This is a genomic window from Vibrio intestinalis, from assembly GCF_025195085.2.
GTDB lineage: Bacteria > Pseudomonadota > Gammaproteobacteria > Enterobacterales > Vibrionaceae > Vibrio > Vibrio intestinalis.
Genome location: NZ_JANAVY020000001.1, coordinates 349,098 through 364,297, shown reverse-complemented (window position 1 = coordinate 364,297; position 15,200 = coordinate 349,098). Strand labels below are relative to the sequence as shown.

Genomic DNA, 15,200 nt, shown 5'->3' with positions numbered 1-15,200 from the left:
TGTTAAACACAGGTGTTGGTCCCAAAGTAACCAAAACTTTGCAGCATAGAATTAAAATTTTGTACCGCTTGTTCGGTTTTCAGTTTGGCGTGTGGAGGCAGTGAGAATAAGTAAACTTGCTGTTTCTCTTTCACATCTTCTACGGATAACCCGTGTAGGCTATTTAAATGAGGGTAGGCGAGCTGCTTATCTTCTTCTGTTAATGGTGCAATTATCTCTTCAATTAACTCCGCGTCGATTTTGCCAATCATACAAATGAGGTTTGGGCACATGTCGATAGGCGCTGGCTGGCTAGTGTTCCAAGCGATAAGGTTTTCGTTTTGGTTCAAGACCACCATCTCTTGCTCTTTGGCATTGTGGTCATTCAATATCTCTTTGGTTTGTTTGAATCTCAGTTCTGTAAAGTCAAACCCACCTTCCGATTTCGCACTTACTTTATCGACAATGCATGGTAGGTCATTGTCAAACAGTGGCGTAAGGGTAATATCATGCTGCATCGCTAAATAGTGACGCAGCGCTGCGAGTGGTTGGTTGTCACCGCTGGTGGCAAGGCTGTGGCCAATATCACGAGACAAAGAAATGGTGTTAGGTACTAGTGCCGATTTTGCTTGTTGCACTGACATCGGCCAACCAGCAATTGCACCGATACCGTCAAATGAGTCTGGGTTAGCCAGCATAGGACGGATAGTAAACTCGGTAATTTGCGCTTGTTCAACGGGATTACTGTCTGAGGTAAGGTTGAGTGTTAGGCCATTGGCAAACTGCGCACCGGGTACGTTTTCATGTGCGGGCCTTAAAACAAACGGTGTAGCGGGCACTTCTTGAGTAAAGGTTAATGAACTCAACGTTGGTACAGAACGGCCAGCTCCATCCGCGTCTACTAATTGAATAGCGGGTGTATGCTTGAGCGCTGCTAGCATCGCAACAAAGATGTTAGACCCTGTTTCCACTGAAATGGTGTAAGAGAGTTTATCGGCGATGTTTTGTTGTTGTACATTTTTCTCTAATGTGCTGAATGCGCGTGTTTCCGCACCTTTTAAACCGATTCGCTCAAAGCTTTTCGGCGAGCCCATTGCTGCGACTACTGCGCCGTAATCATTGGTATTTAAGTCATCCAATTTTGCCAGTTTGACCGGATTACCTTGCTGTTGCTCTTGAGCGATTTTGGCAATAAAGCCATAAGCTGTTTTGATGGAGCCGCCACCTCCGCTTGCCAGCAAGGTAGAGCCGTTGGCGATTTCAAAGAGGTGTTCAATCTTAAGTGTTTCCATAGTAATTGTTCCATTATTGTAGTTTGGGTGGCCGAGTACTTATTACGGCCTGACGTTGCATGTGATTTTTTCTATCAGTGTTTCTATTTCGATTAAGTAACAAAGTTCGCCTTTCTTGTGCATAAAGGCTTGGCCTTTTTGGGCGATCAATAAGGCTGGATGAGATTGCTCCGCAAGGTAAAGGATCTGTGCAGAAAATAGACAGTAGAGTGAGTGGCACATAAGGTGACCAGACTTAGCGAGCCAGTTGTTGTAGCCATCTCTAATATAGCTAAGGCCATGTTCTAATTGCCCTGACTGACCATAAGACCAACCAAGAAATAAGCGTGATAAACCAATAAAAAATGACAGGTTATGGTTCGTCGCTAGCAGCAATAAACGATCGGCACTTCGCTCGACTTGCTCGACTTGATTCAAGTGAAAGTAATAGAAAAGCTGCGCTTGCAGTGCAATGGCTTCGGTTAAAATATTGCTGGTATCTTTGCTAAGCTCATACAGTTTTTCGATGACAGATTCCGCTTCAGGTAGATCTCCTTTTCGCGAGTGACTGAGGGTTAAGAATAGGTAAGCAACCACCCTAGGATCTTGGCCAAATTCGACTAAATCACGCTCTAAGTGCTCGGCTTGGTGAAGTTGTAACGCGTTGCTGGCCGCTTCAATTGATTGGTCTAACTGACCAATCCAGTAATAGGTATTGGCTAACGCAATTAAGGAGTTAACCCGAGCGCATTCATCATTCGAGCGACGGCTTATTTCATGTAGGCTCAGAGCGATATCTTTCGCGTCAACCAGATCCAATGCCATGAGCTTTTCTAACCAGCGATTGAATATCACGCTGTTCAGGCTTGATTGCTGAGCAGAGCCTGAAAGCAGTATGGCCAAACGTTCATTGATGATCTTTTGCTGAGGTGATAACCAACCAAATTGCGCGCGGCAAATAGAACCTTGTATTAATAGAACCTCGATGGCTTGATTCAGGACAAGCTTACCCGGCAGGGCGTGTTCTATTTGGTGAAGTAGTTCGGCAGCTTGGTCAAATTGGCCATTGTTTTTGAGTAGTTTGGCTGCGTGTATGTAGTGTTGTGCGGCTTGACGCGTTTCGCCTAAGTTTTGATAACAGTTGGCCAGCACAATAAGGTCGTCGGCGTGTTTTCGCGGTGTTTGAGTCAACGCTGAGATAATTAATTTGTTGCTAGCGATCCAATCTGCTTTTGAGATGTTGTTTTTAATGTGTTGATAAATACCGGAGTGGGTAAACTTAAACCGCTGATGATCGACTTTATCAAGTAAGGCACATTGGCAAAGCGCTTCTAAGTTAGGCTCTGCAATGGGGTAGACGGTTTCTATCAACATATTTGAAAAGCTAATGCCAAGAATCACTGCTGTGTTCAGCATCGAGCGCTGCTCGCTAGTTAAAGTTTGTAGTTGTTGGTCGACAAACGCCAGCGATACAGCATTTAGTTCAACTGTTGGTTCTTTATTGAGTAACATCTGTTTTAGAAACTTAGGGTAGCCTTTTGCGATGTCGGCGCATTGATCAACGAAGTGCTTTGATGCGTTTTGCTGAGTCCAGTATTCAGCTAATAGTCGGCAGTCGGAGTGAGTGAGCGGCGTTAGAGGGTATTTGGGGTGATTTTCTAACAATGTGCCTTTGAACAAATCTTCATCGATAGTGGCACTGAAAATAAGCACGAAGTTGTCGATGTCATTGGTTAAGCACTGCTTAAGTAATTGAATACTTTGTTGATCAAAATCGGAAATGTCGTCGATAAACAGCCCGCTTAGGTTGCAGGCTCGGATCACGGTCGAGATAAGTTTGATCGTATCTGCAGTGATAGTGACGGAGGGGCGTTGCTTGCATTGTTGCCAAGGCTGCAGGATTAAAGCGAGCAGCTTGTTTATCTGGTTTTGTGTTAATGACGGAAGTTTCTCGGCGATGGTCTTAACGATAGCTTGGTCATCAAAATACGCTTTTATGTTAAATATTAGAATTAGAAGTTCAGTGATCAACGGGCGTTTTTGAAATGGGAAAGGCAGTGGGCTAAACCTAAGAACTGGCCTAATGCCTGCGGTTTCCAAGGACGATAAGAACAGTTCACACAGATGAGACTTACCAATGCCATTTGTTCCGGTCACTTGCACTATCAAAGGCCCACGCGGCGCATCATAGTATTGAGATTGCTGCTTAATAAATTGAATCAGCTCTTTGTCTCTACCAAAGGTATCAATGACAGACGTTCTATGATGGCTAAAGCGCCAGTAAGGTAACTCGGTGCTTACATCTGGTTGGGTTAGACAGTGAAAACTGGTGTAGGCAATAATCTCAGGGTCACAGATGTGCAATCCGCAATGTTCGGTTGATTGTAAAATGGTGATCAGCTGGTTTAAATCAAAGTTACTTATCGAGACGCTTTCTGCTAGGTACTTATCGACTTTACTGGTGGTAAGGGCGATTTTTAAGTCATAGCAATGGTGTGAGCCCCTGTATCGATTGTAGATTTTTTTGAGTACCAGTGGGGTTAAGGTTGGCTCTGGGTAACAATACCCAAACCCAACAATATAGTTGCCGACGATGTCCACCACTTCCAAACTGTTATCTTTAAGCTCCGCTACATGATGAGCAATGTAATGGCTGTTATCTTCACCTAGATGATCGCATTGGCCGTTGTTGGTAATGAGAAGGGCAAATAGATGTACCTTGCTGGGCTGAATCTGAGGTTCGACTTGGCTATTCACCTCGCTTGGCAGTAAGGCTTCGATAGTGGTATCAAAGAAGTTAGCTAACTCATTGGCTACACGAAAACTCACTTCTTTACCAGTTTCCGCTCGCTTTAAAGTGGCTATAGAAACTTGGTAGTTTTCCTCGTACAAAGCTGCTGCTAAAGCCTCTTGGCTGTATCCGCTCAGTAAACGTAATTGTTTGATTTTGCGCTTTGAAAGCTCAATTTTACCTTTATATTTTTGGTTAGGACGACTCGTTTTGGTAATGTTTGGCATCGCAATACTTGTTTAATAGTGACAAAAGTAACGTAAGCCCGTTTTGTGCGAGGGGCGGCAATACATCAGTTTTAATGGCGAGACGACAAATAACAGTTTGGCTGTTAGGAAGTGATGCTGACGATGTTATTGGATTTATTTATGCACAAGTAATTGTTTACATTGAAACTAATTATGACAGCAGCGTCTATAAACCGAAGTGACGCCATTATAGCAACTGGTTGAGTATATGTTTTAGGGCTGAGATCGGAAAACTTGATTAATGTTGCAAATTAAGCGCTCAGCAACATTCACAGAAGCAATAGACGGAGAGAAAGCGTGATACAAGTGGGACTTATAAAAGAGCGCGCTAGTGTTCTAGCACGCTCGAATCCAATGGTTACAGATAACGATTAGTGAGGTGCTGCTGGAAGTATTGTGCGTTTAAGGTTTCCCCCGTTGCCGCTTTAACCAGTTCATCGGTTGTGAATAAGCTGCCTTTACTCCAGATGTTATTGCTCAACCAGCTAAAGATTGGCGAGAGATCTCCAGATCGAATTGCACCGTCTACATCAACCGTTTTCTTCATAGACGCCATAAACTGCGCAGCGTACATAGCGCCAAGCGTATAGCTAGGGAAATAGCCAAATGCGCCATCGGTCCAGTGAATATCTTGCATACAGCCGTTCTTAAAGTTGCCTTCGGTAGATAGGCCTAGGTATTGCTGCATTTTGGCGTTCCACAATTCAGGAACATCAGTATGTTTGATTGTGCCATTGATGAGGTCGCGCTCTATTTCATAACGCAAGATCACGTGTGCAGGGTAGGTGAGTTCATCGGCATCAACACGGATGAAATCTTTCTTCACACGGGTATACAACTTCTGGAAGTTTTGTTGCGAGAAAAGCTCACTATCAGGTTGATTGAAATGCTTACCTGCAAAGTGTGAGAGATGCTCGATAAAAGCATCGCTGCGGCCAACTTGCATTTCAAAAAATAGCGATTGCGATTCATGAATACCCATTGAACGAGCTTCGCCTGCCGGTGTGCCAGCAAGGGCCTTTGGCAAGCCTTGTTCGTAGCGAGCATGGCCCGTTTCGTGCACGATACCCATTAGACTTTGTACAAATTCAGCTTCATCATAGCGAGTGGTAATTCGCACATCAGATGGCACGCCACCACAGAATGGATGAACACTTTCATCGAGTCGGCCATGGTTAAAATCAAACTGAAGTAGCTTCATTACATCAAGACCAAGGGCTTTCTGTTGCTCTGTTGCGTAGTGGCCTTGTGCTTGAATAAACTGTTCGCTTGCTTGCTTATCGATTACTTGATCAATAAGGCTTGGTAGCCAACTTTTCACATCACTAAATAGCGTATCTAGTGCGGCAGAGGAGGTGCCCGGCTCGTATATATCAAGCATGGCATCGTAAGGAGTTAGGTTGTTTGCTTCCGCGCGTATTTGCGCTTCTTCTTGAGACAGTGCCACCACTTCAGCCCAGTTTTTCTCAAAGCCTACCCAATCGTTTTCTCCGCGTTGAGTACGCCAAGCATGCTCACATTTAGAACCAGCTAATGATTTAGCTTGCACTAGCTTCTCAGGCAGCAAATTCGCTTGTTGCCATTGTCGTTTTAGCTCTCGAAGTTCCGATTGTTGCTGGCTGCTTAGCGCTTCTTGCTCTGCTTCAGCAAACCAATCATTAAGCTCTGGCTTAGTATGAAGAGAGTGAATGTGTACTGAAAGCTGCGCCATGGCTTCTGAACGAGCTTGATTGCCGCCCGATGGCATAACAGTGGCTTGATCCCAGCCACAGATAGACGCTAAGTGGTTAAAGTGATCAATGGTTTTTGAATGTTCGACGAGTTTTTTGAATGCGCTCATGATGTTGGCCTTTCCCTGACTGAGTAAATAAAAGCGATAGAAAACAGAATCAGAGTGTAGCAAGGCAATGATTATCATCCAAGTATCTGATAAATATACCGCCAATAGCAGTGCGTAAGGCGAATATACTAGCAATAATCCCTGATTATTCTGCTCGATTCCGACTAAAGAATGGCTTCCACTACCGAATAACTGGTGTATATTGAAGCATCAACAAGGAAGTCTGAATTATGATTGTTAACTTTGAAGCGTTTCTTATCGCGATTACCATCCTCACGCTTACGCCTGGGTTAGATACTGCGTTAGTGATTAAAAACTCCTCGCGTGGAGGGCTTGCCGATGGCGCTATGACGAGCTTGGGTATTTGCCTTGGTTTGTTTGTTCATGCCACTTTTTCAGCGGTCGGCATCTCGGCGATTCTAGCGCAATCGGCAGAATTGTTTTCTCTGGTTAAAATGGTCGGTGCTGCCTATTTGATTTGGTTAGGCGCAAGCTGTTTAGTTTCATTATATCGAGGTCAAGCGAACGGCATGGAGGTCGCAATGGCATCAAGTGGTGTGAACTTAAAGCGCTCTGTGAGAGAAGGGTTCTTATCTAACGTTTTAAACCCTAAAACGGCGGTATTCTACTTAGCCTTTTTACCTCAGTTTATTGACCCAAATGGCTCAGCATTTCTCCCTTCATTATTGATGGCATCGATTCATTTTGTGATTGCTATGATCTGGCAGTGTGGTTTGGCGGGCGCGTTGGATAAAGCCAAAGGCCTGTTACAGAGCTCCACATTTATGCGCAGGATGGAAGCAACAACAGGTGCAGTGCTGGTGGCTCTGGGCGTGAAATTGCTGATTGAAGAGTAGTGAATAGAGATCAACCAAAAACGCGGCTTACTTAGCCGCGTTTTTGTTTTACTGAAGCTTAAATAGTGATTTGATTTTAGCTAGGCTTACGCTTTGACCGCATCAACTTCATCAGAATTTGAGTGGCTGGCAAAAAACAGTTTAGTCTCTTCAACCACTACTTGGCGCAGTGCAATCAAACCAATTAGGTTAGGGATTGCCATCAAACCATTCACGATGTCGGCGATAATCCAAATCATATCTAAGTGCAGGAAAGCGCCTGACGCAACTAACGCGACAAAAATGATTTTGTAAGGCAATACGGCTTTGGTACCAAGTAAAAATACCACGCAGCGTTCGCCGTAGTAGTTCCAACCTAGGATGGTGGTAAAGGCGAAGAAAATTAGGCCAATAGAGATTAACATTGGGCCAAAGGTATCAGCGTTTAGACCAACAGCAAATGCGTGCGTTGTCATCGCTGCTCCTGCAAAGTCACTTTGCCATGCGCCTGTTAGAATGAGTGCAAGACCCGTCATGGTACAGATGATGATGGTGTCAAAGAAAGTCCCTGTCATTGAGATGAGTCCTTGCTTTACACACGAGTCTGTTTTTGCTGCTGCCGCCGCCATTGGTGCACTACCAAGGCCAGATTCATTCGAGAATACGCCGCGAGCAATGCCTGATTGAATGGCTAACATGATGCTCGCACCTAAGAAACCGCCCGTTGCCGCAGTAGATGTAAAGGCAGACACAATCACCAATTCAACCGCTTCTAGCAACTTATCTGCATTCATGATGATGACGCTTAAACATGCCAACACGTAGAATAGCGCCATTGTCGGCACCACTTTACCTGCCACTTTAGCGATAGATTGAATACCGCCCAACGTTACGAACGCAACTAACAGAGTTAGGATGCTAGCTGAAATTTCACGCGATACACCGAACGAGATTTCACTGGCATCGAGAATGGCATTTACTTGCGGGAAAGTACCAATACCAAAACACGCGACACCTAGTGCGAAGATGGCAAAGAGTACCGCGAGTGCTTTAGAGCCGACGCCATATTGCAGGTAGTACATTGGGCCGCCAACCATCTCGCCTTTGTCGTCTACACGGCGATATTTCACCGCAAGTAGGCATTCAGCGTATTTGGTTGCCATACCAAATAGAGCCGCTAGCCACATCCAAAATAGTGCACCTGGGCCACCCAGTTTGATCGCCGTAGCAACACCGACGATGTTACCCGTGCCAATTGTTGCTGAAAGCGCAGTACATAAGGCTGCGAAGCTTGAAACATCGCCCTGTTTGTTTGAATCTTCTTTGCTAAATACCATTTTTAGCGCGCGAGGCAGGTACCTAAACTGAAGTAGGCCTAAACGAAAAGTAAAATAGACACCCGTGCCAACGAGTAAAATAAGTAATGGCGGACCCCAGACAAAATTGTCGATGGTTTTTAGTAAAGATTGAAGGTTATCCATGGTTTCCCCTTAAGTGATAAAACTTTTTTAAGGAGAAGAGTGAAAGGTGAGATCGAGCCGTAAAACAGCAAAATCATCAAATATGAGCAATAGGGCAGGCAAGGCCAGATCGCTGGATGTAACTTTCCACTCCTCTGTCCTTTTGCCTGAGAGTTTCACTCTGCTTGCGCTGAGCTTGCTCCTTCGGCGACCGATTGCTACCACGAGGTAGTACGGTTCTCTCCAGAGGTTCCTCCAACTACAGTCCCTGCTACCTATGGCAGCACCTGAAAGATTTACTTCTTCGGTAGGTTAATCTAACCAAATGTTAAAATTTGGTTAATAACCACTCTCCTGCAGTCTTCAACGGAACAATCATTCGAACTAGCGAATGAATGCTAGTCAATAGCACTGGTGGCTATTGATGGAGGAACTTTATCACTATTTTTGATGATTTCAACAGATTTTTGATACTAGAGCCGCGAAAGGTCAACTAAAACGAAAAACGGCGCTCAATGAGCGCCGTTTGTGCAAGAAGGTTATTCTCAGTCTACAACGTTACGATGCTTTCTGATTAGAAGTAGTTTGCGTCTACTAGTTCGCTTGTTTCTACAGCGCTTACTTCTTCGCGAGCTTCTAACCAAGCCGCAACTTGAGCTTTTTGCTCTTCAGTTACGTTTTGGTAGCGTTTGTTTGCACAGATAAAACCTTCAAACAACTCAAGGCCGCCACCGCCAAAACATAGGCCTAGGCTATCGATGTAGTCGATGAACTCATCAACAAATACATCATAACGATCGAAATCTTGGATGTTTGTCTTACAGCTAACATCAAAGCCCAGCATCGCGAATTCGCCTAAAAATAGTTTTTTCAGGATACGACGTTTTTTGTTTTCTTGTTTAAATGGTTTCATTAGTTTGCCTCAAAAAAAAGGGTTAGCTGTTTATACCTCAATTTTAGCTATTCCCCAAATATAATGCGACGAGGGAGTGACAACAGTATGCTATTTGTCCAACTGAAGCACTTGGCAGGTTTGTGATCTAAATTTACAACAAGAAAACGACTTGGCTCTGACCATTTCACCTTGATTAATGGTATAAAATAATGAACTCACGCCAAGGTTATGCGTGCTGGCATCTAAGGAGTGGCTATGACAAGACTGATTGCGATCGTATTTCTTATTGCGTTAGCGTTTGTAATTTTCCGTTATCGAACCAATGAAAAGGTTCAAAAGTGGGTCGTGGTTACTTTGGTGTCAGGTTTTTTAATTTATACCGCTAGTTTGGTGGTAACCGAGTTGATGCGCTAAGTCAGTAGGAGCGATAACGTGAACACACATAACGAGCACGATGATAACGAAGATGTGGTAGTAATAGAGCAGCGTGATAAGCGCACCTATGCTTATATTGCTATCGCCGGTGCTCTTGGATTGGCTTTGGGCGGACTGATTGGCTCATCATTGACGGCTGATAAATGGCAGCAAACTTACCTACAGTTGGAGAAGGAAGTTCAAACTCTTGAACAAGATAAAAAGCAGTTGGTGGTAAAGGTTGAGCAGAAAGTAGCAAAAGTTGATGATGAAGTGGCTGACAAGCTCAAATTAGCTATGACGCAACAGCAACAAGATTTTGAGCAGCAACTCGCGGCGATGCAATCTCAAGTGGCTGAATTAGAGAAAGTGAATATCTCTTTAGAAGAGCTGATTAATCAGCAAAAGCAGCAAATTGCCGACGCGGACAAACAAAACAATCAGCTAAATCATCAAGCGGATATGCAGGTTACCTTGTTAGAGCGTTCACGCGAGCTATTTCAACGTGAGCTGAAGGTAAAACAAGAACTTGAATCATTGATTGTCGAGCGCGAAGAGCTTGAACCTAAATTAGTTACGCTGAAAAAACAGTGTGATGCTTACTTAGATGGCACATCATGGGATGCGAAGTCTGATTCGTGTGATAAGCAGGATGATGCCAATTCGCGCATCAGCCAGATTAATCAAATGATCCGCGTGCACCAAATGGATCTAGAGCAAATAAAATCGATTGCCGAGCAGATGGGGCTAGAGTAACCCTGATGAAATAGCTTGGCTAAACAAGTGGCAATAAAAAACCGACCATCAGGTCGGTTTTTTCATATCTTGAGTTCAAACTTAGAATTTAAAGCGAGTTGTGAACATGATTTGATCGTCGTAGAAGTCGTTCAAGCGTGCTTCAGCACCTAGTGAGAAAAGCTCTGACGCGTGGAAACGTGCGTACGCTGCACCTACCCAATCTTCGTTGTCGTCTAGCGATACGTAACCTGCTTTGCCGCCAACTTCAAGTTGTGGGCCTAACCATTGACGAACACCTACGTTCAGTTCCATGCCTGAATCAGTGCCGTTAGTACCGTCATCAGCAATGCGGAACAGGATTTCACCCGTTAGGTCTGCCCAGTTGTTGATAGGAGCGTGGAAGCCCACACCCGCAGCGGCATCGAAATCACCAGAGAACTCAGAGTCAATACGGCCAATTGCGTGTGCATTTGGGTGGATTGATTTGCTCATGCCTGCACCGAAAGTACCAGGGCTTGCGCCGATACGCGCCTCGACGTAATCGTAGCTAAAGTTGCTCATTACCGATGGGCTATTTGGGTCAGTTTGAGCTAAAGCTTGACCAGATACCAGCACTAGCGCTGCAGCTAAGATTGATTTACGCATAAGGAGATTAACCTATCTATATCTAATTTTATTCGGCGACATCTTGCCATGAAAGCAGCGGCTATCCTAAACGTTTTGATAAACCATGTGTCGGCACAATGTCATTGTTTTGTCGGAATAACTTAAAATAAGCAAACATTATGCCATATTGGCTAATTCAGACCTCATTTTTCAATCAGTTATTCACCAAAGTTGATTCGATTTTCGGCTAGTGCATTAAAGACCTTCTCGGTATCTAGCACGGATGCCCAGCGCATCAGATCGGGCTCGTTGGCAATCATGTATTGGGTCAACTGATCTTTGACGATTTGACGAATTTCATCGCCATGCCAAGGTTTCGCGAGATAGAAGTCTAGGCTAGCGTGGTTGACTGCTTCAACTGTATCTTCTAATCCGGCTTGACCTGTTAGTAGTAGTTTTCTCGCGACTTTTGTATCACTATCTTCATTTAATTCAATTAGATAACTGATGCCAGTTTGCTCCGGCATGATATGGTCACATAGGATGAGCGCTAAATGCGTTCCTTCTGATTTGGCCTCTTGGATGATTTCTTTTGCCTCAGAGACAGATTCAGCCGCTTCCAATATGAAATGCTCTTCAAAACAGTCGAGATCTTGAATGACGCTATCTAATACTTCTCGCTCGTCGTCGACACATAGGATGAGGTATTTGTTCATTAGTGGTTTTCCTCGCTGTTGTTTGATGGGGTTTCAATCGGTAGCCAAACGGACATCTGAGTGAAGTGACCTAACTCAGATTCCACTTCAATAGTGCCACCATGTTGTTGAATAATCTGCTGGCATACTGACAAACCGATACCTAAGCCGAAGTTTCCTTCCTTCTTCGTAGTGAAATTGAGAGTAAAGACTTGCTCGATAAGCTCTTTAGAGATGCCGCAGCCATTGTCTTTAAATGCCACCACAGCCCATGTTTGGCCTTGTCTGTTGACCATGCTGGTTGTCACTGTGAGTATGCCTTGCTCTGGGAAGGCATCTATCGCATTAGACACTAAGTTAGTCCATACCTGTTGCAGCGCGATTGGTAAACATTTGATATCGGGTAGAGGAGCGTAGCTTTTCTCTACTTGATGACGTTTGAGCTTGTTTTCAAAAATGACTAACGTGTCTTCGATGCCTTCATGAATATCGACATAGTGATAGGTCTCATCATCTGGGCGCGCATAACCTTTTAGGCTTTTGACCATATCAGCGATACGTTGCGCACAAACATTGATTGAACGCAGTGTGGAGCCTGCCAAATGGAAGTTCTCTAGTTCGTTGAGCTCAGCCATGGCCATATCTGCGTTGGCTTTTGCTTTGGTAATCCATTCTTGGTCTTGCTCTAAGCCCAAACGCACCATCTTTTTCGCAATGCGGCGATTGGCAATCTGCTGCTCTAACTGTTTGGCTTTTTGGCGTTCGTCGGAGGTCGATTCCGGTCTTGATGCCAAGGCTCGCGTCAGTATTTGGTTACCTTGTTCAACCACATTGCGGCTGCTGTCTGCCACTAAGCGGTGAATATTGTCCGTTAAGGTTTCAGTGCCGCGCAGTATTGCCGCAATTGGGTTATTAAGCTCGTGAGCTACTCCCGCGACGAGTTGGCCAAGCATGGCCATTTTCTCACGTTCAATCAGCTGTTGATGAGCGGTTTCTAATGATTCGAGGGTTTTTTGTAGCTCGAGCTTGGTGTTGATGCTGCGTTGTAAGCGGCGGTTGAAATGGCGTAACAATAAGTTGGTGAAAAGAGGGAGCAACGCCGTATTGGAATGCATAACTTTGGTGAATACTGCTCGGTCTAATTTAATGACCTCTGTATCTGTCAAAGTTATGGCGGTAGAGAATGAAGGTTCACCGGTAACAAATGACATACCACCAACTAAATTACCTTTGGTGTGACGTACAACTTCACGTTGCATGCCGAGCTCGTCTTTTTTATACAGCGCCACTTCACCACTGGTAATAAACCAAAGAAAACGGTTTTCTTCACCTTCGACAGTGAGTAAATGATCGCTGGAATAACGTCGGAGTGCGCGGGTGTCATCTTCGTTGGAGAAGAAATTAATTAAACTATCAATGACTTGCTCGGCTAACTGCGCATCGGACATACGGTGATGCTCAGAGATGAAACCCTCTTGGTAAGAGCGCATCTTCAAATCAATATGGCTACGCAGCAGTCGCTGTTGGTCTAGTACTTGGCTATAGTGAAGTAAGTTTTCTTTGTCGTGTTCGATGACAAAGGTCGTCAGCTCTTTTTTGACGGTTTTGAACACCAAGTTGTCTTGTAGCGGTTTGGTTAGACAGTGGTCGAGTCGGCCTTCATTGACCGCAGCGAGAATGGCCTGAATATCTTGGCCGCAACTGATGAGAATTTTACGCGCAGTTTGAGTTAAAGGTGATTTATCGAGCTGAATCAGTAAGTCAGCGCCATCGAAACTTTCATGGTGGCTGGCAATAACTAATGCGACTGGCTGGTCATTATCAAGGCAGTATTGCAGCGCGGCATGAGCATCTTCCATGGTGTCAGCGCTGTGAATATCAAAACGCGACGCAAAGGAGCTGAGCTCTTGGCGCAACTGTTCAACGCTAACAGGATTGTTGTCTACACATAGTACGGCATATTGGTTCACTTAACTGAAACTCCAAACAGATAAGATGCTTATAAACTCACCGTAGCAAGTTTGTCGCAAATATGCTGAGAGCTAGTTAATAGAAATATCGCCCGGCGATTTATTTGACCAATACTCTGATTTAACTCAAGGTTTTTTCGTGTAGACTGTAAGTAGATATTTAATAAAACATAAGCAAAAAATCATGCAACAACTTAAAAAATATGGCGCTATTGGCGGCGCAATCTCATTGGCTCTGTGTTGGCCTTTAGCGGTTGGTCAGATTGGCTACAACGTAATTAATGACGGTATTGCTCAGCTTGATAGCGATGCTGTTGAAGCGGAAGTCGTTAGCTATGAACGCGGTTACCTAAGTTCTACGGTTGTGACTCGTTATGTCGTTAAAGATGAGTTCACCGCAGAAATGTTTGCGGCTGATAACATCCCAACCGAAATGATCGTTACCAGTGAAGTTAAGCACGGCTTATTCAGCCTAAGTGCTGATTCAGCGACTGAGATGTGGCCAGAATTGACACTACACACTGATACTCAGCTGAACGGCAACACAGATTTCGCGTTCAAGCTGGATAGTTGGGCAGCGGAGCTAACGGCCGAACCTGCAGGCATGTTCTCATTTGCACCATCAACACTGACTGGTCATGTAAGCGTTTTAGGTGAAGTGGAGTTTGAGCTTAATATCCCATCTATCCAAGGTGACTCAACAACGTCAGAGAAATGGATGGTTACAGGCTTAACAGCGAAAGGTAACGGCAAGAAGCAAAAAGGCTTCTGGATCGGTGATCAATCAGTTGTCATCGAAAACATGAACATTGTGACGCCGCAAAATGGCAAAGAGTTTGAGTTTAATCAAGGTCAATACCTTTACTCAGCGCAATACGATGAGCAGCAGCAACGTGTAGACAGCAACCACGCAATCAGTGCGAATGATGTGATCATGGGCACCGACAAAGTGGATAACTTCTCTGTGGATATGACGTTTGGTCAGCTAGACGCGTCTGGCTTTGAAAAGCTGATGTTAGCGTATGAAACTGCGCCAGTGGGTACAGTAGAAGGCGAGCGCCAGTTTATTGAAGCGATTGACAGCATGATGAAGCGCGGTTTCTATATTGCATTGAATAAGCTGTCGATGCAGATGGGCGAGGGTACGTTCTCTTCGAGCTGGAAGATTGAACTGCCTGAATCAGAAGCAGGCTACTCTATGAACCCGATGATCGTATTGCCTGCGCTAACTGGTCACGTAGAAACATTCGCTTCTGACCAGTTCGTGGCGGATAACCCAAGCTTCCGCGCAGCCATTGATGAAGGTATGGTCATGGAGTTTGTCGGCGAAGTAGACAAAGGCTACCAGTTAAAAGCGGAGCTTAAAGATGGCCAATTACAATTTGCAAGCGGTCAAAAGATCGCTTTGCAAGACATGCTGTTACCTTTAATGCTTGGTATGTAAGCTGAAAAGTTAT

General features: G+C 44.6%; 12 protein-coding genes and 1 riboswitch. Of the genes, 4 read left to right on the top strand and 8 right to left on the bottom strand.

The window, feature by feature from the left end; all coding sequences use genetic code 11:
• Positions 1 to 2: 2 nt before the first annotated feature.
• From MU515_RS01520 to MU515_RS01510, 3 genes are all read right to left on the bottom strand, one after another.
• Complete coding sequence (locus MU515_RS01520) at positions 3 to 1,271, bottom strand: DUF917 domain-containing protein (protein ID WP_260258597.1); 1,269 nt, start codon at positions 1,269 to 1,271, stop codon at positions 3 to 5.
• Between the two features lie 42 nt (positions 1,272 to 1,313).
• On the bottom strand, positions 1,314 to 4,268 hold the full coding sequence (locus MU515_RS01515) for a helix-turn-helix domain-containing protein (protein WP_260258596.1): 2,955 nt from the start codon (positions 4,266 to 4,268) through the stop codon (positions 1,314 to 1,316).
• Positions 4,269 to 4,647: 379 nt separating this feature from the next.
• A complete protein-coding gene (locus MU515_RS01510) occupies positions 4,648 to 6,129 on the bottom strand; it encodes a carboxypeptidase M32 (RefSeq protein ID WP_260258595.1) in 1,482 nt (493 codons plus the stop codon).
• 227 nt (positions 6,130 to 6,356) lie between these two features.
• On the opposite strand from MU515_RS01510, the gene MU515_RS01505 reads away from it, so the two are divergent.
• Positions 6,357 to 6,986 (top strand): LysE family translocator, encoded by a 630-nt coding sequence (locus MU515_RS01505; RefSeq protein ID WP_260259163.1) that lies wholly within the window; start codon positions 6,357 to 6,359, stop codon positions 6,984 to 6,986.
• A gap of 86 nt (positions 6,987 to 7,072) precedes the next feature.
• On the opposite strand, the gene MU515_RS01500 is transcribed toward MU515_RS01505, so the two are convergent.
• Positions 7,073 to 8,446 carry an alanine/glycine:cation symporter family protein gene (locus tag MU515_RS01500; protein ID WP_260258594.1) on the bottom strand — a complete coding sequence of 458 codons (1,374 nt, stop codon included), beginning with the start codon at positions 8,444 to 8,446 and terminating at the stop codon, positions 7,073 to 7,075.
• Between the two features lie 124 nt (positions 8,447 to 8,570).
• Positions 8,571 to 8,682, bottom strand: a riboswitch (glycine riboswitch).
• 317 nt (positions 8,683 to 8,999) lie between these two features.
• Positions 9,000 to 9,338, bottom strand: coding sequence for a 50S ribosome-binding protein YggL (locus MU515_RS01495; RefSeq protein WP_260258593.1), 339 nt, complete (start codon positions 9,336 to 9,338; stop codon positions 9,000 to 9,002).
• Between the two features lie 237 nt (positions 9,339 to 9,575).
• Here MU515_RS01495 and MU515_RS01490 point away from each other — a divergent pair, with 237 nt between their 5' ends.
• Entirely contained in the window at positions 9,576 to 9,734 is a 159-nt protein-coding gene (locus MU515_RS01490) for a hypothetical protein (protein WP_260258592.1), read from the top strand.
• A gap of 18 nt (positions 9,735 to 9,752) precedes the next feature.
• The gene (locus MU515_RS01485; protein WP_260258591.1) at positions 9,753 to 10,490 is read left to right on the top strand and encodes a chromosome partitioning protein ParA; all 738 of its coding nucleotides are present in this window, start codon (positions 9,753 to 9,755) and stop codon (positions 10,488 to 10,490) included.
• Between the two features lie 81 nt (positions 10,491 to 10,571).
• Here the strand turns inward: MU515_RS01485 and MU515_RS01480 are convergent, their stop codons facing one another.
• From MU515_RS01480 to MU515_RS01470, 3 genes are all read right to left on the bottom strand, one after another.
• On the bottom strand, positions 10,572 to 11,117 hold the full coding sequence (locus MU515_RS01480) for a porin family protein (RefSeq protein ID WP_260258590.1): 546 nt from the start codon (positions 11,115 to 11,117) through the stop codon (positions 10,572 to 10,574).
• 179 nt (positions 11,118 to 11,296) lie between these two features.
• Entirely contained in the window at positions 11,297 to 11,794 is a 498-nt protein-coding gene (locus tag MU515_RS01475; protein ID WP_260258589.1) for a response regulator, read from the bottom strand.
• Complete coding sequence (locus MU515_RS01470) at positions 11,794 to 13,743, bottom strand: ATP-binding protein (protein WP_260258588.1); 1,950 nt, start codon at positions 13,741 to 13,743, stop codon at positions 11,794 to 11,796. Before MU515_RS01470 ends, MU515_RS01475 begins: the two co-directional genes overlap by 1 nt.
• 184 nt (positions 13,744 to 13,927) lie before the next feature.
• Between MU515_RS01470 and MU515_RS01465 the strand changes: the two genes are divergently transcribed.
• Positions 13,928 to 15,187: a DUF945 family protein gene (locus MU515_RS01465; protein WP_260258587.1), complete on the top strand. Its 1,260-nt coding sequence runs from the start codon at positions 13,928 to 13,930 to the stop codon at positions 15,185 to 15,187.
• Positions 15,188 to 15,200 lie beyond the last annotated feature (13 nt).